18 protein-coding genes are annotated in these 19,163 nt (G+C 70.3%); 14 read left to right on the plus strand and 4 right to left on the minus strand.

Features of this window, described 5'->3' with window-relative positions; translation table 11 throughout:
• Positions 1–11 precede the first annotated feature (11 nt).
• The gene (locus ACI3KX_RS10935; RefSeq protein ID WP_404909745.1) at positions 12–194 is read left to right on the plus strand and encodes a hypothetical protein; all 183 of its coding nucleotides are present in this window, start codon (positions 12–14) and stop codon (positions 192–194) included.
• Positions 195–255: 61 nt separating this feature from the next.
• Here the strand turns inward: ACI3KX_RS10935 and ACI3KX_RS10940 are convergent, their stop codons facing one another.
• The gene (locus ACI3KX_RS10940; protein ID WP_404909747.1) at positions 256–684 is read right to left on the minus strand and encodes a hypothetical protein; all 429 of its coding nucleotides are present in this window, start codon (positions 682–684) and stop codon (positions 256–258) included.
• Positions 685–830: 146 nt separating this feature from the next.
• The gene (locus ACI3KX_RS10945; protein ID WP_404909749.1) at positions 831–1,547 is read right to left on the minus strand and encodes an NRDE family protein; all 717 of its coding nucleotides are present in this window, start codon (positions 1,545–1,547) and stop codon (positions 831–833) included.
• Between the two features lie 71 nt (positions 1,548–1,618).
• On the opposite strand from ACI3KX_RS10945, the gene coaBC reads away from it, so the two are divergent.
• The 5 genes from coaBC (at position 1,619) to ACI3KX_RS10970 (ending at position 8,179) form a co-directional block, all read left to right on the plus strand.
• Complete coding sequence (gene coaBC, locus ACI3KX_RS10950; RefSeq protein ID WP_363357736.1) at positions 1,619–2,854, plus strand: bifunctional phosphopantothenoylcysteine decarboxylase/phosphopantothenate--cysteine ligase CoaBC; 1,236 nt, start codon at positions 1,619–1,621, stop codon at positions 2,852–2,854.
• Between the two features lie 79 nt (positions 2,855–2,933).
• On the plus strand, positions 2,934–3,830 hold the full coding sequence (locus ACI3KX_RS10955) for a glycerophosphodiester phosphodiesterase (RefSeq protein WP_404909751.1): 897 nt from the start codon (positions 2,934–2,936) through the stop codon (positions 3,828–3,830).
• 108 nt (positions 3,831–3,938) lie between these two features.
• Positions 3,939–4,583, plus strand: a complete 645-nt coding sequence (locus ACI3KX_RS10960; protein ID WP_363357734.1) for a hypothetical protein — start codon at positions 3,939–3,941, stop codon at positions 4,581–4,583.
• A 260-nt stretch (positions 4,584–4,843) separates the two neighbouring features.
• Positions 4,844–6,997, plus strand: a complete 2,154-nt coding sequence (locus tag ACI3KX_RS10965) for a DEAD/DEAH box helicase (RefSeq protein ID WP_404909752.1) — start codon at positions 4,844–4,846, stop codon at positions 6,995–6,997.
• A 153-nt stretch (positions 6,998–7,150) separates the two neighbouring features.
• Complete coding sequence (locus tag ACI3KX_RS10970) at positions 7,151–8,179, plus strand: ATP-dependent 6-phosphofructokinase (RefSeq protein ID WP_363357732.1); 1,029 nt, start codon at positions 7,151–7,153, stop codon at positions 8,177–8,179.
• Between the two features lie 343 nt (positions 8,180–8,522).
• Here ACI3KX_RS10970 and ACI3KX_RS10975 read toward each other — a convergent pair whose 3' ends face one another.
• A complete protein-coding gene (locus ACI3KX_RS10975; RefSeq protein ID WP_404909754.1) occupies positions 8,523–10,667 on the minus strand; it encodes a S9 family peptidase in 2,145 nt (714 codons plus the stop codon).
• 156 nt (positions 10,668–10,823) lie between these two features.
• Between ACI3KX_RS10975 and ACI3KX_RS10980 the strand changes: the two genes are divergently transcribed.
• From ACI3KX_RS10980 to ACI3KX_RS11000, 5 genes are all read left to right on the plus strand, one after another.
• A complete protein-coding gene (locus ACI3KX_RS10980; RefSeq protein ID WP_404909756.1) occupies positions 10,824–12,128 on the plus strand; it encodes an anion permease in 1,305 nt (434 codons plus the stop codon).
• A complete protein-coding gene (locus ACI3KX_RS10985) occupies positions 12,125–12,454 on the plus strand; it encodes a peptidase (protein WP_331908233.1) in 330 nt (109 codons plus the stop codon). The genes ACI3KX_RS10980 and ACI3KX_RS10985 overlap by 4 nt, the downstream gene beginning before the upstream one ends.
• A 58-nt stretch (positions 12,455–12,512) precedes the next feature.
• The gene (locus ACI3KX_RS10990; protein ID WP_404909758.1) at positions 12,513–13,481 is read left to right on the plus strand and encodes a phosphodiesterase; all 969 of its coding nucleotides are present in this window, start codon (positions 12,513–12,515) and stop codon (positions 13,479–13,481) included.
• A gap of 149 nt (positions 13,482–13,630) precedes the next feature.
• The gene (locus ACI3KX_RS10995) at positions 13,631–15,112 is read left to right on the plus strand and encodes an aspartate ammonia-lyase (RefSeq protein WP_363357728.1); all 1,482 of its coding nucleotides are present in this window, start codon (positions 13,631–13,633) and stop codon (positions 15,110–15,112) included.
• A 60-nt stretch (positions 15,113–15,172) separates the two neighbouring features.
• Positions 15,173–15,580, plus strand: coding sequence for a DUF4190 domain-containing protein (locus ACI3KX_RS11000; RefSeq protein WP_404909760.1), 408 nt, complete (start codon positions 15,173–15,175; stop codon positions 15,578–15,580).
• 63 nt (positions 15,581–15,643) lie between these two features.
• On the opposite strand, the gene ACI3KX_RS11005 is transcribed toward ACI3KX_RS11000, so the two are convergent.
• Positions 15,644–16,507, minus strand: coding sequence for a fumarylacetoacetate hydrolase family protein (locus tag ACI3KX_RS11005; RefSeq protein ID WP_404909761.1), 864 nt, complete (start codon positions 16,505–16,507; stop codon positions 15,644–15,646).
• A gap of 85 nt (positions 16,508–16,592) precedes the next feature.
• Between ACI3KX_RS11005 and ACI3KX_RS11010 the strand changes: the two genes are divergently transcribed.
• The 3 genes from ACI3KX_RS11010 to ACI3KX_RS11020 all read left to right on the plus strand — a co-directional run bounded on the left by ACI3KX_RS11010 (position 16,593) and on the right by ACI3KX_RS11020 (position 19,131).
• On the plus strand, positions 16,593–17,819 hold the full coding sequence (locus ACI3KX_RS11010) for a PrsW family intramembrane metalloprotease (protein WP_404909762.1): 1,227 nt from the start codon (positions 16,593–16,595) through the stop codon (positions 17,817–17,819).
• Positions 17,820–18,016: 197 nt separating this feature from the next.
• A complete protein-coding gene (locus ACI3KX_RS11015; RefSeq protein ID WP_331912438.1) occupies positions 18,017–18,385 on the plus strand; it encodes an FKBP-type peptidyl-prolyl cis-trans isomerase in 369 nt (122 codons plus the stop codon).
• Between the two features lie 182 nt (positions 18,386–18,567).
• Complete coding sequence (locus ACI3KX_RS11020; protein ID WP_308869745.1) at positions 18,568–19,131, plus strand: YceI family protein; 564 nt, start codon at positions 18,568–18,570, stop codon at positions 19,129–19,131.
• Positions 19,132–19,163 lie beyond the last annotated feature (32 nt).

Consider the following 19,163-nt stretch of genomic DNA (forward strand, 5'->3'; position numbering starts at 1 on the left):
GACAACCCCTCATGCGTGGCATGCTCTGCGACACCCTCTTCCGCCTCTTCGGCCACCGCGTCTGCTGCGGCCGCATCCCTGGCTGGACGGCCCACGTCGGCCAGCGGTGGGACACCTACGATCGCGCTCCCTTGAACCTCTACAACGTCATCTGGCGTCTGCAGAACTGGATTCGGTGCGGGATGACCGAATAGGCGCGAGCGGACGAAGGCCCCCTCCCGGAGCGGGAGGAGGGCCTTCGGTTGTCTGTGGCGGCTACTGGTCGGGGGTGACGACCATCGTGTGCCCCTTGGGGAACACGAAGCCGGTGTTCGTGGCCGGGTTGTAGAGGTGCTTCGCGGGGTCGTAGTACTCGACGCCTGCGGGCAGCACGTCCGCGGGCTCCCCGAATATGGCGCGGTAGTCGTTCGGGCACCCCTCGGTGCCCTCGCACTCGAACCCGTCCGGGTAGATGAGCCAGAGCGTGCCCGTCTTCGCCCAGTCGGGCAGCTCGGTCAGCGGGGCGTCGGCGTCTGCTGCGTCGTCGTCGGTCGCGGTGGCCGCGGTCGGCTCTTCGGTGGGAGTCGCCGACGCGGGCGACGGTGCGGCGGTGTTGGACGCGAGCGCCGGGACGACGGCGAAGGCGACGAGGCCCGCGACGACGGCGGCCGTGGCTCCTGTGATGATCTTGGTGGCGAGGCCCATGGGCACGAACTTAACAGCGCCGTCGCGACAAAGCCACCGCGGGAAGCGGTCGGGCCTAATGCCGCCGGTGGGTCAGAAGACCGACTGCATCTCGGCCTTCCAGTAGACCGGGACGTGGAAGACGTGGCTCACGCGCAGGCCGGACTCTACTCGAGCGCGAGCCCGCCCCACTCGCCGGGGTGCGCCAGCTCGCCGTAGTGGACCTCCACGTCGTCCGCCGACACCGACGCCACGCACGCGAGGAGCGACAGGGTGGGGTAGCCGTACGGACGGTTGTCGCGGATGATCGCATCGTCGTCGGTCGGTGCGAGCTCGGCGGACCGCTCGAGCACCTCGACCCACGGCATCCACCAGCGTCCTTCGCCCGTGGGCTCCGCCGAGCGGAACTCGTCCAGCCACCGGGCGATGCGCGGCGTTGCGTCGTCGTCGACGTCGTCGTGGGCGATCATGTGCGTGCCGGGCGGGAGGTCGACCGTGCGCAGGGCCACGCCGTCCCACGTGAGCACGCGTGCGTGCGCGCCGTCGACCTCGACGAGATTGAAGCCGTGCGTCGCCGGTTCGCCCGCCGGAGAGCGGCCAGCGACGGACTCGAGCACGATGCCGCCCCGTGACACGAGCTCGGACTCCGGGCGCGAGGACTCGTCGGCGCGGTTGAGGAGCACGGCGAGCCGGCCCGCTTCCGGGTCGGCCGCCAGCCACGCGCCGCCGGCGCGGACGTCGCGCACCCCGACGACGCCCTCGTGAGGCTCTGGCCACCACCGGCCGAGCGGGTTCCACGGCCGATCCGGGTCCTCGTCGCGGATCGCGAGCACGCTTGTGGGCTCGTCGGCCGACGCCGGGACGCGGATCACAACGGTGCACATGCAGAGGGCTCCTCGGGGGTGTCGTCCGGCTGTGGGGCCGGGGAGTCGGGCGGGCGTGCCAAGATCGGAGGGTGTTCGTCGTAGTCGGGGTCACCGGTGGCATCGCCGCCTACAAGACCGTCCAGCTCGTGCGCCTGCTGGTCAAGGCGGGGCACGAGGTGCATGTCGTCCCCACGGACGACGCCCTCCGGTTCGTCGGGCTGCCGACATGGGAGGCGATCAGCCGTCACCCCGTGACGACCTCCGTCCACGATGATGTCGCGCGGGTCCGTCACGTCTCGCTCGGCCAGGCGGCCGACCTCGTGATCGTGGCGCCCGCGACGGCGAACACCCTGGCGAAGATGACCGCGGGACTCGCGGACGACCTCCTGGGGACGACCCTACTCGCCACCACGGCACCGGTCGTCGTGGCGCCGGCGATGCACACCGAGATGTGGCGCCACCCCTCGACCGTCCACAACATGGCGACGCTGCGCGAGCGCGGGGTCATCGTGGTCGGCCCCGAGAGCGGCGAGCTGACCGGCGGCGACAGCGGGCCGGGACGGATGTCGGAGCCCGAGGCGATCCTCGACGCCGCGCTCGCCGCGGCCGGCGGCCGGCCCGCCGACCTCGACGGGCTCCGCGTCGTCGTGAGCGCCGGCGGCACCCGCGAGCCGATCGATCCGGTGCGCTACATCGGCAACCGCTCGAGCGGCCGCCAGGGCGTGGCCGTCGCGTTGGCCGCCGCCGACCGCGGCGCCGACGTGGTGCTCGTCGCCGCCCATGTCGACGACGGCGTGCTGGCCACGGCATCCGCTGTCCCGCGTGTGCGGGTGGTGCGCGCCGGAACCGCGGCAGAGCTCGGTGCCGCCGTCGACGCCGAGGCCGGCGCTGCCGACGTCATCGTGATGGCGGCGGCCGTCGCCGACTACCGCGTGGCCGAGGTGTCGCCGCTCAAGCGATCCAAGGACTCCGCGCCCGCGGGCGGGATCACGCTCGACCTCATCGAGAACGACGACATCCTCGCCGGGCTGGTCCGCCGCCGTCGCGGCGGCCAGACGATCGTCGGGTTCGCCGCCGAGACGCCGGGCGATGGCGAGACCCTCCTCGACCGCGGACGCCGCAAGGCCGCGCGCAAGGGCACCGATCTGCTGGCCGTGAACGAGGTCGGCTGGGCGAAGGGGTTCGAGGCCGCCGACAACGCGGTCACGGTGATCGACGCGGACGGCGAGGTCGTCGCGGCGCGCCGGGGGAGCAAGGGCGACGTCGCCGAGGCGCTGTGGGACGCCGTCATCGCCGTGAGGCGAACCAGCGCGAATCCTAAGTAACGAAACAGTAACGGCGCATGTAGAGTGATCCGCACCACGTCGACGGTGACGTGTGAACGAACCTCGGAGGACATGCCCGATGCCCTACTCCGCGGCTTCCGATCGCGCTCGCGACCGGATCCACGCCCTGTCCGTCATGTGTGTGCTCGCCATCGCGAGCGTCATCATCGCCGTCCTCGGCGCGACCCCCGCACGTGTCAGCTCGCGCGAGCTGATGGGGGATGAGAGGACGCCCGGCGAGGCCGCGTTCATCGCCAGCCATCGCGGCGGCGCCGCCACCGCCCCCGAGAACACGCTCCCCGCGATCACCGCCGCGCTCGCCGCCGGATTCGATTACGTCGAGGTCGACGTCGCACTCACCGCCGACCGCCAACCGGTGCTCATGCACGACAAGACGGTCGACCGCACCACGGACGGCCACGGCCGGCTGTCGTCGCTCGCGCTGGCGGAGGTGCTCGCGCTGGATGCGGGCTCGTGGTTCGATCCCGCCTACGCCGGAACGCCCGTTCCGACGCTGGCCGAGTTCCTCGACGCGCTCGTCGCCGCCGACGGCCGCGCGATCGTCGAGCTGAAGGGCGGATGGGATGCCGCCGCCGTCGACGCGGCCGTGGCCGAAGTCGCCGCGCGCGGCCTCGAGCGGCGAGTGGTCTTCGCCAGCTTCGACGCCCGGACCCTGGCGCTCGCCGCGACGGAGTCGGAGGTGCTGTCGCGGCTGCTCATCCTCAAGCATCTGCCCTCCGATGTCGTCAGCGCCGTGGCCGAGTCCGGCGCACGGGGCGTGGTGGTCAGCCGCAAAGCGGTGCTGGCGCGCCCCGGCATCGTCGACGAGCTGCACGCGGCCGGCGCGCGCGTGGTCGTGTACACGCTGAACAACGACACGCAGTGGGATGCCGTCACCGCGCTCGGCGTCGACGGCATCGTGACCGACGACCCCCACACGCTCTCGGAGTGGCAGAGCGCGTACGCCGGACCCTGAGTCCGTCCCGCGTCGGGTGGCCGGGCGGCGTGGCCGGCGGCATCCGTCCGTCCTCGTCGTTAGGGTCGATATCGCGGCGCCCTCCGGTGGCGCGAGAGGACGGGTGACGTGGGAACGGTCGAGCAGAGCCGGTGGAAGCGGGTCGTGGTCGGGTGCGTGGCGCTCGCTGCGCTCGCCGTCGTCGTCGCGGGCTGTCGCCCCGAGCCGGCTGCCACGCCGTCGAGCAGCCCTTCGATCACCGTGGAGGAACCGACCCCGGCCCCTTCGGTGTCACCGGTCGAGACCGAGGAGCCGCAGGCGGGCTTCCAGCTGCCGGCCGCGTGCGAGGAGATCTACTCCGCCGAAATGCTCGCCGGCCTGCAGTCGGCCAATCCGCCGCTCAACGACCCCGGCGTCACGATGCTGTCGACCGAGAACGCCGATCTTCTCGAGATCATCCACAGCGGCGCTCCGACGCTGCGATGCTCGTGGGGCCAGCCGAGCGAGTACGGTCTGGCGACGAACGTCACCGTGATCGACGGCGACCAGGCAGATGCGGTCCTCGCGGCGCTGCCCGCGGCCGGCTTCGGCTGCGAGGCGCTCGGCGACGGCACCGTGTGCCGGATCGAGCAGAAGGGCGTGACGCTCGACGACAACGAGTACACCCGCGGCGAGACGCACTACGTCGGCGACGGCGGCCTGGTGACGACGGCGTGGATCAACTTCGCGCCCGACGGGTACACCGAGGACGTGGTCGCGACGCTCTGGGGCTGATCCCGCGGCGCCCGCATCTCGAATCTGCATCCCTTCGGCGGGCCTGCTTCCCTCGACCCGGCCCCCGTCCCGTAGAATGGCACGAGGGAAGAACCGCTGACGATGTCGCAGCTCGCAGAAGCGAGTGCCCGCGACCGCCGACGCAACATCCCCGATCCCGCGTTCGCGACGGCGCTTGCGCCGCCCGCGGGAGCACGCAGAACCATCGGTGTCATCCGATCCTCGCCGGTCCCGAGCCGGCACTCACGCTCAGGAGGAGCATGCCGACCACGGCACCCGCCCAGACGGCGCAGCGTCGCCGCAAGACCTCGTCCGCACGTCGCGACGACGAGGCCCCGATCATCCCGATCCTCGCCCGCAAGGTGCGAGAGGTCGAGGCCAAGGCCCAGCGCGGAAAGCTGGGCCCGACCAACCGCGTCAAGTTCCAGGTCATCGCGTTCCTGGTGCGCGAGGAGCGCGCCCGTGTGAAGGGCGACGCCGAGCTGACGGATGCCGCGCGCGCCGAGCTGCTGAAGCGGCTCGACGGCGTCGCGACCATCCTCGCGAAGACCGCCGCCCGCGACACCTCGCTCATCCAGCTGCTCGAGGTCGACCAGGCCACCTCGCCGGTCGCGCGCCGCATGCGCCGGGACTGGCTGCTCGAGTCGGGCGCCGAGCTCGCACCCGACGAGCTCATCATCACCGACGTCGCGCCGGTCGCGACGCCCGTCGTGCCGGCCGCGCTGGTCGAGCGCCAGGTCGTGCCGCAGCAGGTCGTGGCGCGGCGCGAGGCGAACCCGTTCCTGGCGCCCGACCTGTCGGCGCGAGGCCCCAAGCAGACGCCGCGCCGCCGCCTGGACAGCTGGGAGCTCATGGGCCCGCTGTACAAGGCGTTCGAGATCGGTGCCGGTGGCGGCAGCGCCACGATGGAGCTCCCGCCCGTGCCCGAGTTCGACCGCCTGTCGCCCAGGGGCCTCGAGGTCATGCCGCACCAGTCGCGGTTCCTCGAGTCCGTGCGCGCCGGGCACCGCACGTTCCTCCTCGCCGATGAGCCGGGCCTGGGCAAGACGGCGGAGTCGGTGCTCGCGGCATCCGTCGCGAACGCGTACCCGCTCCTGGCCGTCGTCCCCAACGTGGTGAAGATGAACTGGGCGCGCGAGGTCGAGCGCTGGACGCCGCACCGTCGCGCGACGGTGATCCAGGGCGACGGCGAAGACATCGACGCGTTCGCCGACGTCTTCATCGTCAACTACGAGATCCTCGACCGGCACCTGTCGTGGCTCAGCTCGATCGGGCTGAAGGGCATGGTCGTCGACGAGGCGCACTTCATCAAGAACCTGACGTCGCAGCGGTCGCAGAACGTGCTGGCCCTCGCGACGCGCATCCGTGAGCAGGTGCGCGATCCGCTCCTGCTGGCTCTCACGGGCACGCCGCTCATCAACGACGTCGAGGACTTCGACGCGATCTGGCGCTTCCTGGGCTGGACCACCGGCGAGAAGCCCGGTCCAGAGCTCATGGAGAAACTCGACGAGACGGGGCTGACGCCCGCCGACAAGTCGTTCTACCCCGAAGCGCGCGACGCCGTCATCTCGATGGGGATCGTCCGGCGTAAGAAGAAGGATGTCGCCGCCGACCTGCCCGACAAGCTCATCGCCGACCTGCCGGTGCAGCTGGACGACGAGTTCGGGCGCTCCATCCGTCAGGCCGAGCGCGAGCTCGGTGAGCGGCTCGCCGCGCGCTACCGCCGCATCATCGACGCCCGCGGCGACCGCGGCCACGGCCCCGGCCACATCGACGAAGACATCGTGCGCCTGGTCGCGCAGAACGAGCTCGAGGAGTCGAAGGCCGCCGGCACCGGCTCGGAGAACGTCTTCACGATGGTGCGCAAGATCGGTCAGGCCAAGGCCGTGCTCGCGGCGGACTATGCGGTGCAGCTGCAGCGTTCGGTCGGCAAGGTCGTGTTCTTCGCCAAGCACATCGACGTCATGGACGCCGCCGAGGCGCACTTCGCCGCGGCCGGTCTGAAGACGGTGTCGCTGCGAGGCGATCAGGCGACGGCCGCCCGCCAGCAGGCGATCGACGCGTTCAACACCGACCCCGACGTCGGCATCGCCGTCTGCTCGCTCACTGCTGCGGGCGTCGGCGTGAACATGCAGGCATCGTCGAACGTCGTGCTCGCCGAGCTGTCATGGACGGCCGCCGAGCAGACGCAGGCCATCGACCGCGTGCACCGCATCGGCCAGGACGAGCCGGTCACGGCGTGGCGCATCATCGCGGCGCACACGATCGACACCAAGATCGCCGAGCTGATCGACTCCAAGCAGGGGCTGGCAGCGCGGGCGCTCGACGGCGAGGCCGTCGACCCGCAGTCGAGCGACTCGGTGCAGCTGTCCGCGCTCATGCACGTGCTGCGGCAGGCGCTCGGCGCGGCGTAGTCCGTAAAGCGAGGAAGGGCGGCGCGGAATCGCGCCGCCCTTCCTCGTCGGCGCGGGACCGGGCGGTTCGTGTGGCAGGGCGGCGCGTCCGGCACTAATGTCGGGGGAGGCAGCGTCGCCGACTCTCTTCACCCGACAGCGAGGAACACAGCTATGAAGATCGGCATCCTGACGAGCGGCGGCGATTGCCCCGGACTCAACGCGGTCATCCGCGGCGTCGTGCTCAAGGGGACGACGACCTATGACCTCGAGTTCGTCGGCATCCGCGACGGCTGGCGTGGTGTCGTCGACGGCGACTTCTTCCCGCTGACCCGGCACGAGGTGAAGGGCCTGTCGAAGGTCGGCGGCACGATCCTCGGCACGAGCCGCACGAACCCGTACGAGGGCCCGCGCGGCGGCGCCGAGAACATCGCGAAGACGATGTACGGCCACCGCCTGGACGGCATCATCGCGATCGGCGGCGAGGGCACCCTCGCCGCGGCGAACCGCCTCGCGAACGACGGCATCAACGTGCTGGGCGTCCCCAAGACGATCGACAACGACCTGCGCGCGACCGACTACTCCTTCGGCTTCGACACCGCCGTCAACATCGCGACCGACGCGATGGACCGCCTGCGCACCACCGGCGACTCGCACCAGCGCTGCATGGTCGCCGAGGTCATGGGCCGCCACGTCGGCTGGATCGCCCTGCATGCCGGCATGGCCGCCGGTGCCCACGCCATCTGCATCCCCGAGGTGCCGATGTCGATCGACGAGATCTGCGCGCAGGTGACGAAGGCCCACGACCGCGGACGTGCGCCGCTCGTCGTGGTCTCGGAGGGGTTCACCCTCACCGGCATGGACGAGGCGTTCAGCGACAAGGGCCTCGACGCGTTCAACCGCCCGCGCCTCGGCGGTATCAGCGAGGTCCTCGCGCCCGAGATCGAGCGCATCACCGGCATCGAGACCCGCTCGACCGTGCTCGGCCACATCCAGCGCGGCGGCTCGCCGTCGGGCTTCGACCGCGTGCTCGCCACCCGCCTCGGCCTGCACGCCGCCGACGCCATCATGGACGGCGCGTGGGGCCAGATGGTCGCCATGCGCGGCACCGACATCGTGCGCGTCCCCTTCGCCGAGGCCCTCGGCGAGCTCAACACGGTCCCCCTCTACCGCTACGAGGAAGCCGCCGCCCTCTTCGGCTGACGTCTCTGGCGTCGAACCGGAGGGCGAGCGGATGCCTCGCCTCGAGGGACCCGCTCGATCTGCGGGATCCGCTGGTCGGCCTGCGGGATCTGGCGCTCGCATCGCGACACAGCGAGGACGTCGATGAGCTTCCGGTTCGCACGGTTCACTTCAGGTCGGTGGGCACCAGGATGTCGATGAACTTCCGGTTCACACGGCTCACCTCAGGGCTGTGTGAACCGGAAGTTCAGTGGCGATTTTCAAGTGTTCGGACCCGCGGTGCCGGTATCGCCCCTCTCTGGGAGGAATCGAGACCACTCACCGGGCGGAGTCGCGACTGACCGCCGGCGTGCCGCGCCGCCCGTCAGGCGTCGGCCACGCCGAGCACGTCGAGGAGCCAGGCGAGCTCGAAGGAGCGCTCGCGCCAGGCGTTGTAGCGACCGCTCACGCCGCCGTGACCGGCCACCATTTCGCACTTCAGCAGCGCGTCGGCACCGACCTCGCGCAGCCGCGCGACCCACTTGGCCGGCTCGACGTACAGCACGCGGGTGTCGTTGAGCGAGGTGACGGCGAGGATGCGCGGGTAGGCGACATCCGTCCGCACGTTCTCGTAGGGCGAGTACGACTTCATGTAGTCGTACACGTCGGCGTTGTGCAGCGGGTCGCCCCACTCGTCCCACTCGATGACGGTCAATGGCAGCGACGGGTCGAGGATCGTCGTGAGCGCGTCGACGAACGGCACGTCGGCGAGAACGCCGGCGAACAGCTCGGGCGCCAGGTTCGCCACCGCACCCATCAGGAGTCCTCCGGCCGAACCGCCCTCGGCGACCAGCTGCGACGGGGTCGTGTAGCCGTGGTCGATGAGATGCAGGGCGCTGTCGACGAAGTCGGTGAACGTGTTGCGCTTATTGAGCAGCTTGCCGTCCTCGTACCACTGACGGCCCATCTCGCCCCCGCCGCGCACGTGGGCGACGGCGAACACGACCCCGCGGTCGAGCTCCGACAGGCGCGGAACCGAGAACCCGGGCTCGATCGAGTGCTCGTACGACCCGTAGCCGTACAGGTGCACGGGGCGCGGCGCGGCGCCGGCGTCGCCGAACGACCGCTTGTAGACCAGCGAGATGGGGAGCTGGGTGCCGTCCTGGGCGGTCGCCCACACTCGCGCCTGCGCGTAGTCGTCGGGCTCGTAGCCGCCCAGCACCGGCTGGCGCTTGCGCAGGTGCAGCTCGCCGGTCGCGACGTCGAGGTCGTAGACGGTGCCCGGCGTGACGAATGATCCGTAGCCGAGGCGCAGGAGCGGGGGAGCCCACTCCGGGTTGCCGCCGGTCCCCACCGAGTACAGCGGCTCGTCGAACGCGATCTCGCTGACCTCGCTGGTCGCGTAGTCCAGCATGCCGAGCCGGGCGAGCCCGCCACGGCGATAGCCGACGACGCCCCAGTCGCGGAACGTCGACACGCCCAGCAGCCGCTCGCCAGGGCGATGCGGGATCACGACCGCGCGCTCACCGGCCGGGTCGGATGCCGCCACCCGCACCAGCTCGAAGTCGAGGGCGTCGTCGTTGTGGAGGATGAAGAGCACGTCCTCGCCGTCGACGACGGCGTGCTCGGAGTCGTACTCGACGCCCTCGGTGCGCGGCCACACGACGCGCGGCTCGCCGCGCAGGTCGTCGGCATCCAGCAGCCATTCCTCCGAGGTGATCGACGAGCCCAGGCCGATGACGAGGAACCGGTCGCTGCGGGTGAATCCGGCGCCGACCCAGAACCTCTCATCGGGCTCGTGGAACAGCTTCGCATCGTCCTCGACGGCCGTGCCGAGCTCGTGGAGCCACACGGTGTCGGGCCGCCACGCGTCGTCCACGGTCGTGTAGACGATGAAGCGGCCGTCGGGGGAGAAGGTCGCACCGGCGAAGGTGTCGGGGATCTCGTCGGGCAGCTGCTCGCCGGTGACGAGATTGCGCACGCGCACCGTGTAGCGCTCGTCGCCGGCGACATCGACGCCGAAGAGCATCAGGGCGCCGTCGCTCGTGACCTCGAAACTGCCGAGCGAGAAGAAATCGTGACCGTCGGCCTCGATGTTGCCGTCGAGCAGGATCTGCTCACCGGGCACCTCGACGTCGGGGGAGAGCTCGGGCGGCGTCCAGTCGTCGGGCGAGGCGAGCGGCGCACGGCACTGGATGCCGTACTGCTTGCCCTCGACGGTGCGGCCGTAGTACCACCACTGGCCGCGGCGGGTCGGAACCGACAGATCGGTCTCGAGCGTGCGGCCCTTGATCTCGCCGAAGATGCGCTCGCGGAGCCCCTCGAGGTGGGCGGTGCGCTGCTGCGTGTAGGCATTCTCTGCCTCGAGGTGGGCGATGACAGCGGCGTCCTCCTTCTCACGGAACCACTCGTAGCGGTCCTCGACGTCGTCGCCGTGGTGCGAGCGGACGGTGATCCTGCTGTCGGCGACCGGAGGACGGATGCCGGCGGCAGGGGCGGACGGGGCGGGTACGGGGTCGCTGAGAGTCACCGTTCCACGCTAGTCGCCTCCGAGTTGACCGTCAGGGTCGCCGATGTAGGATTCTTCCTGGCCGGTTGCCGGTACCTGAATTCTTGGTGAACTGTTCGTTCGTCGCGCCGATCTCGTCGGCACCATCTCTCCACTCCTCCTCACCGAAAGCGAACGGTGGAAACCGCAACCCTCATCATCGTTCTGGTGATCGCGCTGGCGCTGTTCTTCGATTTCACGAACGGCTTCCACGACACGGCGAACGCGATGGCCACGCCCATCGCCACCGGTGCACTCAAGCCCAAGACCGCGGTGCTCCTCGCAGCGGTCCTCAACCTGGTCGGCGCGTTCCTGTCGACGGAGGTGGCTCAGACCATCTCGGGCGGGATCATCAACGAGGAGCAGATCTCCCACGACATCTTCCCGGAGATCATCCTCGCCGGCCTCATCGGCGCCATCACCTGGAACATGCTCACGTGGCTGCTGGGGCTTCCCTCGTCGTCCTCGCACGCGCTGTTCGGCGGGCTCATCGGCGCCACGATCGTCGGCGTCGGCGTCACGGCGGTCGACTTCGGTGTCGTGATGTCGAAGGTGATCCTGCCGGCGTTCATCGCCCCGGTCACCGCCGGGCTCATCGCCTTCACCGCGACGAAGCTCGCCTACGCGCTCACCCGGCGCTACGACAGCAAGCCCGACGGGCGCGACGGCTTCCGCTTCGGGCAGATCTTCACGTCGTCCCTGGTCGCTCTGGCGCACGGCACGAACGACGCGCAGAAGACCATGGGCATCATCACGCTCCTGCTCATCACGGCCGGCCTGCAGTCCGCATCGAACCCCGAACCGCAGACCTGGGTGGTGTTCGCCTGCGCGATCACGATCGCCCTCGGCACCTACATGGGCGGCTGGCGCATCATCCGCACGCTCGGCAAGGGGCTGACCGAGGTCAAGCCGGCTCAGGGCTTCGCGGCCGAGGCGTCGACGGCCTCGACGATCCTCGCCTCGAGCGCCCTCGGCTTCGCGCTGTCGACCACCCAGGTCGCGTCGGGCTCGGTCATCGGATCCGGCCTCGGACGCCGGGGGTCCCAGGTGCGGTGGCGCACGGCGGGCCGCATCATGGTGGGCTGGGTCCTGACCCTCCCTGCCGCGGGCGCGGTCGGCGCCGTGGCTGCTCTGATCGTCGTGTGGCTGCCCGTCTGGGGCGTCATCATCGACGCCGTGCTCGCCGTCGCGATCATCCTGTTCCTCTTCCTGCGCTCGCGCCGCGACGAGGTGACGGCGGCGAACGCGATGAGCGAGGTCGCGGACTCGGGCCGCGCGGTCAAGGTCAAGCGCAACCCGCCGCCCACACGCCGCCAGCGTGCCATCGCCCGTGAAGAGGCGCGGCGCGTGGCAGCCGCGCAGACCGCGGCGAAGAAGGCGGCGAAGGCGGCGAAGGCCGCCGAGCGATCCGCGAACGGCCCGAAGAGCGGAGGCCCGCGATGACCATCCACTGGGAATCGTTCGTACAGGTCTTCATCGCGGCCTTCACCTCGGCCGTCCTCGTCGTCGGCTTCTACGCGCTCGGCCTGCGTCTCCTCGTGCGCGCCGGCCGCGCGCCGGTCGTCGCGCCCGCCGAGTTCACCGACGCCATCACCGTGATCACCGAGAAGGAAGCGCGCCGCGCCGAGAAGGCTGCCGCGAAGGCCGCCAAGCGCAGTCCGCTGACCGATGGTCAGAAGCGTGTGGCCCTCGTGGCCGCCTATCTCTGCTTCGGCGTCTGCGCCGCCGCCGTCCTCGGCGGGCTGCTCCTCATCCTGTTCAACCACTGAGGCGCAACGGCCGTCCGCCGCATGAGCGGTGTCGGCACGAGCGCCTAGGCTGGGGCCCATGGTCCCCACGCCCGCTTCCGGCGCCGCCGGTGCAACGCCCGAATCCGCCGGGCGCGTGGGTTCCGCCGCGTCCGTGCAGTTCGGTCAGCATCCGGCCGCCCGGCGCACGCTGCTGCACATCAGCGACACGCACCTGCTGGCGGGCAACCCGCCGCTCGGCGGGCGCTTCGACACCGCGGCGAACCTGGCACGAACGCTGGTCGCGGTCGAGGCCACCGGCATCCGTCCCGATGCGATCGTGTTCACGGGCGACCTGACGGATCTCGGCGAGCCGGCGGCCTACCGGGCCCTGCGCGAAGCCGTCGAGCCGGTCGCCGAGCGCCTCGGTGCTCCCGTGGTGTGGGTGGCAGGCAACCACGACGAGCGGCCGGCGCTGCGCCGCGACCTGCTCGGACTCGAGCCGACGCAGGAGCCCGTCACCGGAGTGTGGGATCTCGGCGGCCTGCGGCTCATCGGGCTGGACTCGACGGTGCCCGGCTGGCACCACGGCGATCTCGACACCGCACAGCTGGAGTGGCTGCGCGCCGTGCTCGAGACCCCTGCCCCGCTCGGCACGATCCTCGCGCTGCACCACCCGCCGCTGCCGTCGCATGTGCCCCTGTTCGACATCCTCGAGCTGCGAGACCAGGGGCGCCTCGCCGAGGTGATCGCGGGCACCGACGTGCGCGCGATCCTCGCAGGGCACCTGCACTATTCGACGAGCGGCACGTTCGCGGGCGTCCCGGTGAGCGTCGCCGCCGCCACCTGCTACACGATGAACCTGGCGCGGGCCGCGGTCGACGTGAACGGCATGGATGCCGGCCAGTCCTTCCACCTCGTGCACGTATACGACGACACGATCACCCACGCCGTCGTCCCCGTCGTCGAGGCGCCCACCGCCGACGTCTTCTCCGCGGAATGGGTGGAGCGGATGTCGCGGCTCACGCCCGAGCAGCGGCTCGAGGCGTTCTCGCGCAAGCCCCACTGAGCGCGCTCGAACTCCGCCGGCGGGCCGCCCCCGTGTACGCGGCGACCCGGTTCGCTGTACGCCGCGTATAGGCCGGCGCGAAGGTGTCGCGAGTAGTCTCGAAGCATCCCGGCACACCGCTGTGAACGACCCACGAGGACACCACACACATGTCACTGGACGCAATGACGCGAACCCGCATCGAGACCGACTCCCTGGGATCCCTGGAGATCCCCGCTGACGCGTACTGGGGCATCCACACCGCCCGCGCGCTGGAGAACTTCCCGATCTCGAAGAGGCCGATCTCGGTCTATCCCGACCTGGTGCGCGCGCTCGCCATGGTGAAGCAGGCCTCCGCCCGCGCGAACCGTGAGATCGGGGTGCTCGATCCGGCCAAGGCCGATCTCATCGATCGTGCCGCGCAGCTCGTCATCGACGGGCAGTTCCACGACCAGTTCGTCGTCGGCGTGATTCAGGGCGGCGCCGGCACCTCGACGAACATGAACGCGAACGAGGTCATCACGAACCTCGCCCTCGAGCTCGCGGGGCGACCGAAGGGCGACTACGCGTTCCTGTCGCCGATCGACGACACCAACCGGAGCCAGTCGACGAACGACGTCTACCCGACCGCGGTCAAGGTGGGGCTCGGTCTCGACCTCAAGACCCTGCTCGAAGAGCTCGACCTGCTGCGCCGGGCGTTCCTCGCCAAGGCGGTGGAGTTCCACGACGTCCTGAAGGTCGGCCGGACGCAGCTGCAGGATGCCGTGCCGATGACCCTCGGTCAGGAGTTCCACGGCTTCGCGACCACGCTGGGCTACGACCACCAGCGCCTCACCGAGAACGCGTACCTGCTCTACGAGATCAACATGGGCGCGACGGCCATCGGAACAGGCATCACCACCGACCCGTCCTACGCTCCAGTGGTGCTGCGGCACCTGCGAGAGATCTCCGGCCTCGACCTCGCGACCGCGAACGACCTCGTCGAGGCGACGAGCGACACCGGTTCGTTCATGTCGTTCTCGGCGTCGCTGAAGCGCAACGCGATCAAGCTGTCGAAGATCTGCAACGACCTCCGGCTGCTCTCGTCCGGCCCGCAGGCAGGGTTCGGCGAGATCAACCTCCCGGCTCGCCAGGCAGGCTCGAGCATCATGCCCGGCAAGGTCAACCCGGTCATCCCCGAGGTCGTCAATCAGGTGGCGTTCGCCATCGCCGGCGCCGATCTGACCGTGACGATGGCCGTCGAGGGCGGGCAGCTGCAGCTGAACGCGTTCGAGCCGGTGATCGCGCACTCGATCTTCCAGTCGATCACCTGGCTGCGCCAGGCCATCCTCACGCTGCGCGTGAACTGCGTCGAGGGCATCACCGCGAACCGCGAGCGTCTCGGCGCCATGGTGGGCTCGTCCGTCGGCGTGATCACGGCGCTCACGCCGTTCATCGGCTACGCGGCCGCGGCGGCACTGGCCAAGACGGCGCTGCTCACCGGCCACAGCGTCGCCGACCTCGTCGTCGAGGCGGGTCTCATGTCACGCGAGCAGGTCGCCAAGCAGCTGTCGCCCGCCCGACTCTCCGGGCTCGAGACGGTGACCGCCGCGATCCCGATCCAGCAGGCGCCGGAGGACGTGGTCGTGGAGCAGGCCGCCGACTCTCGCTGATCTGTTGCCGCGGGAGGCTCCGGATCGATAACGTCAGGAGACTCGAACGAAAGGCGAGAAATGACCGATCCGCAGAACCCGGCCGCACCCGAGCCGCCTCAGCAGCCCGCGTCGGAGCCGACTGCGCCTCAGCCGCCCGCCGATGCGCCTGCCGCGCCCGCGGACGCTCCGGTGCCGGGCAAGACCCTCGGCATCGTCGCCCTCGTCGTCGTGTTCTTCGCGTCGCTGGTCGGCCTGATCCTCGGCTATGTCGCGCGCTCGCAGAGCAAGAAGGCGGGGGTGAAGAACACCCCCGCGAAGGTGGCGATCATCCTGGGCTGGATCTTCCTGGTCCTCAGCATCATCGCGACGATCATCATCGTCATCGTGCTGGTCAACGGTGCCGGCGCGGCCCTGCAGGAGCTGTGCGAAGGGATGGCTCCCGGAGAGTACGAGCTCAACACCGGCGGCACGATCACCTGCCCGTGACCCGCTGAATCAGCTGCACGCGATGCCCCCGCTCCCGATCGGAGCGGGGGCATCGTCGTGTGATCAGCCGAGGATGCGGCAGTGGGTCGTCAGCGCGCCGATGCCGTCGATCCCGACGGTGACGGTCGAACGGTCGCGCAGGAACACCTGCGGATCGCGCGAGTAGCCGGCGCCTCCGGGGCTGCCTGTCGAGATGAGCGTTCCGGGCAGCAGGGTCGCTGATTTCGACAGGTGCGAGATGAGCGTCGCGACGGGCCGCACCATCTGGCCGGTTGTCGCATCCTGCAGGGTCGTGCCGTCCAGCACGGTCCAGATGTGGAGGTCCTGCGGATCGGGGATCTCGTCGGCCGTGACCACGAACGGGCCGGTGGGCGTGAAGCCGTCGAACGACTTGCAGCGCGACCACTGGGCCTCGGAGTACTGGATGTCGCGCGCCGTGATGTCGTTGACCACGGTGTAGCCCCACACGTGGTCGAGTGCGTTTTCGGGGGAGACGTCCTTCGCCGGGGTGCCGATGATGACCCCGAGCTCCGCTTCGTAGTCCACGGACTCGCTCAGCGAACGCGGCCAGATCGTCGTGCCGTCGTGCCCCGCCAGTGAGTTCGGCCAGAGGACGAACACGGTCGGGGTGGAGTCCGTCTTCAGCCCCAGCTCGCTGGAGTGCGCGGCGTAGTTCAGGCCGATCGCGAGGATCACGGGCGGTGTCAGGAGCGCCGACGCGAAGCCCATCGTGTCGAGCGGATGCCGCGTGCCCTGGCCCGCGGCATCCCGCACGCGTGCCAGCAGCGCGTCGCCGCCGGCGATCAGCTCCTCGAGGACGCGCGGAGCTCCGTCGAACAGTGCCTCCACGAGGATCGCCTCGTCGCCCTCGATGAGTGCAAGCCTCGGTTCGGCCGACCGCGGCGGCACGACATGGGCGAAGCGCATTCCCCCAACCTAGCCGGACGCCCGCGCCGACGGGCGACCTGCATTCGCGCGGCGGTGGAGCGTTGTGCAGCCATAGGCTGAGCGCATGACGCACGACCCCGGTGCCGCCCGGCCGCGGCCCTCGCTCACTCCGCCCGAGTTCGCCTCCGCCCTCGCGCAGCCGCGCAACGCGACTCCCGCGACGATCGCGCCGCCGGCGACCTCGCCGGCCCCGGTGCAGATCCCCACCGCGGTGGCGCCGCGCCGCGGGCGCACGGCGTCGATCTGGATCGTCGGCATCCTCGTCCTCATCCTGATCGCCCTCATCGGCTACTTCCTCAACGCGCTGGGACCGGGCGCCTCGCTGATCGGGATGCTGCTGGCAGTGGTGCCGCTGATCGGCGTGCTGTTCGCCGTGCGCATCGTCGACCGATGGGAGCCCGAGCCGCGCTCGCTGCTGATGCTGGCGGTGGGCTGGGGCGGCATCGCCGCCGTCGGCATCGCACTGGGCATCGACCTGCTGCTGTCGATGGCGTTCGGCCCCGCCACCGGCGCCCGCGAGGTGCTCCAGACCGTGGTGCAGGCCCCGGTCGTCGAGGAGTTCGCGAAGGGCCTCGGGGTCTTCCTCATCTTCGCGACCGCGCGACGCGCCTTCGACGGCCCGGTCGACGGCATCGTCTACGGCGCGCTCATCGGGGCCGGCTTCGCGTTCACCGAAAACATCCAGTACTTCGCGGTGAGCTTCATCCAGGGGGGCGCTGCCGAGACCTCGATGACGTTCTTCCTCCGCGGCATCCTGTCGCCGTTCGCGCACGTGATGTTCACCAGCGTCACCGGCTTCGCGCTCGGCCTCGCCGCACGCCGCGGCCTCTCGACCGGGCAGGCCGTCGGTCCCTGGCTGGTCGGGCTCGCCGGCGCCATCGCGCTGCACGCCTTCTGGAACGGCTCCGCGATGTTCGGCGATTTCTTCGTGCTCTACCTCACGCTGCAGGTGCCCCTCTTCATCGGCTTCATCCTCGGCATCATCGCGTTGCGGCGTGAGGAATCCCGGCTCACGAGGCGCCGGCTCGGCGACTACGCGGCCGCCGGGTGGTTCACGCCGCAGGAGGTCGACATGCTCGCGACCTCGGCCGGCCGCAAGGCGGCGCTGGGCTGGGCGCGCACACTGCGCGGCGACCGCACGGCGCTCATGAGGACCTTCATCGTCGATGCCACCGCGCTCGCCGCCACCCGCCAGCGCGCCATCACCGGCCGCGACCCGCATGCGGTCACCGAGGAACGGGCCCTCCTGGAGAAGACGGCCGCGACGCGCGCGGCGATGTTCGCGCCGTAGGGGCGGACATCCGCGTGATCCGGCCATATCAAGACTCAGCGCTCGGTGCCGCGGCGATGCCTGCGTGTCTACCGAGCGCTGAGTTGGTCTGCGACCAGGATGCCGGGGGGCCGCGCGAGTGTCAAGAGAACGCTCGGCGGTTCCCCTGACGGCGAACTGATCCGGCATCCGCGATCACGGGATGGTTGGATGGTGTCATGACTGACGACCGCACCAAGCCCGAGATCGACGCACCCGCCGGACCGGCGCCTGCCGACCTGGTCGTCCGCGACATCGTCGTGGGCGAGGGCGCCGAGGCGAAGCCCGGCGACACCGTGACCGTCCACTACGTGGGCGTCGAGTACGAGACCGGCGAGGAGTTCGATTCGTCGTGGAACCGCGGCGAGAGCATCCAGTTCCCGCTGCGCGGTCTGATCCAGGGCTGGCAGGACGGCATCCCCGGCATGAAGGAAGGCGGGCGCCGCGAGCTCGTCATCCCGCCGCACCTCGCGTACGGACCCGCCGGAGGCCACTTCCTCGGCGGCAAGACGCTGATCTTCATCATCGACCTCATCAAGGTCGGCTGAGCCTGTCGAAGACGGACGGAACCTCGTCGTTCGGAGGGGCGGATGCTGCGGCATCCGCCCCTTCGTCGTGTCCGGCATGAGAAATCTTTCATTCACCGGAATAGATCTCCCCATCGACCGCGTTGACGTCCATCGAGCCCATCGCCGCAGCTGCGGTGATCCACCCCACACGAAGGACGGCCATGACCGACACCACCACGATCGACGTTCCCGGCTACAAGGCAGGCACCTGGGTGCTCGACCCCGCGCACAGCGAGGTCACCTTCAGCGTGCGCCACATGATGATCTCGAAGGTGCGCGGCACGTTCGGCATGAAGAGCGCGACGCTCGTCGCCCCCGAGAACCCGCTCGACGCGCAGGTCGAGGCGAGCGTCGACGTGACCTCGGTCGACACCAAGGACGAGGGGCGCGACAACCACCTCCGCTCCGGTGACTTCTTCGACGCCGAGAACCACCCGACCATGGAGTTCCGCTCGACCGGCGCCCGCATCGCCGACGGCGACTTCCTGGTCGACGGCGACCTCACGATCCGCGGCGTCACCAAGCCGGTGACCTTCGAGTTCGAGTTCGGCGGCTTCGGCACCGACCCGTGGGGCAACTACAAGGCCGGCGCCACCGCGAAGACCGTCGTGAACCGCGAGGACTTCGGGCTCACCTGGAACGCCGCACTCGAGACCGGCGGCGTGCTCGTCGGCAAGGACGTCACCATCACGCTCGAGCTGCAGGGCGCCCTCCAGCAGGACTGACCGCAGCGTCGCAGAAGAGCGGATGCCTCGAT

The organism is Microbacterium sp. ZW CA_36, from assembly GCF_044987475.1.
Taxonomy (GTDB): domain Bacteria; phylum Actinomycetota; class Actinomycetes; order Actinomycetales; family Microbacteriaceae; genus Microbacterium.

Excerpts from the sequence above, each read along its gene's own strand:
- ACI3KX_RS10940 (WP_404909747.1), bottom strand. The coding sequence starts at position 684 with ATGGGCCTCGCCACCAAGATCATCACAGGAGCCACGGCCGCCGTCGTC.
- ACI3KX_RS10970 (WP_363357732.1), top strand. The coding sequence starts at position 7,151 with ATGAAGATCGGCATCCTGACGAGCGGCGGCGATTGCCCCGGACTCAAC.
- ACI3KX_RS11020 (WP_308869745.1), top strand. The coding sequence starts at position 18,568 with ATGACCGACACCACCACGATCGACGTTCCCGGCTACAAGGCAGGCACC.
- ACI3KX_RS11010 (WP_404909762.1), top strand. The coding sequence starts at position 16,593 with ATGACGCACGACCCCGGTGCCGCCCGGCCGCGGCCCTCGCTCACTCCG.
- ACI3KX_RS11005 (WP_404909761.1), bottom strand. The coding sequence starts at position 16,507 with ATGCGCTTCGCCCATGTCGTGCCGCCGCGGTCGGCCGAACCGAGGCTT.
- ACI3KX_RS10995 (WP_363357728.1), top strand. The coding sequence starts at position 13,631 with ATGTCACTGGACGCAATGACGCGAACCCGCATCGAGACCGACTCCCTG.
- ACI3KX_RS10935 (WP_404909745.1), top strand. The coding sequence starts at position 12 with ATGCGTGGCATGCTCTGCGACACCCTCTTCCGCCTCTTCGGCCACCGC.
- ACI3KX_RS10965 (WP_404909752.1), top strand. The coding sequence starts at position 4,844 with ATGCCGACCACGGCACCCGCCCAGACGGCGCAGCGTCGCCGCAAGACC.
- ACI3KX_RS11015 (WP_331912438.1), top strand. The coding sequence starts at position 18,017 with ATGACTGACGACCGCACCAAGCCCGAGATCGACGCACCCGCCGGACCG.
- ACI3KX_RS10990 (WP_404909758.1), top strand. The coding sequence starts at position 12,513 with ATGGTCCCCACGCCCGCTTCCGGCGCCGCCGGTGCAACGCCCGAATCC.
- ACI3KX_RS10945 (WP_404909749.1), bottom strand. The coding sequence starts at position 1,547 with ATGTGCACCGTTGTGATCCGCGTCCCGGCGTCGGCCGACGAGCCCACA.
- ACI3KX_RS10955 (WP_404909751.1), top strand. The coding sequence starts at position 2,934 with ATGCCCTACTCCGCGGCTTCCGATCGCGCTCGCGACCGGATCCACGCC.
- ACI3KX_RS10985 (WP_331908233.1), top strand. The coding sequence starts at position 12,125 with ATGACCATCCACTGGGAATCGTTCGTACAGGTCTTCATCGCGGCCTTC.
- ACI3KX_RS11000 (WP_404909760.1), top strand. The coding sequence starts at position 15,173 with ATGACCGATCCGCAGAACCCGGCCGCACCCGAGCCGCCTCAGCAGCCC.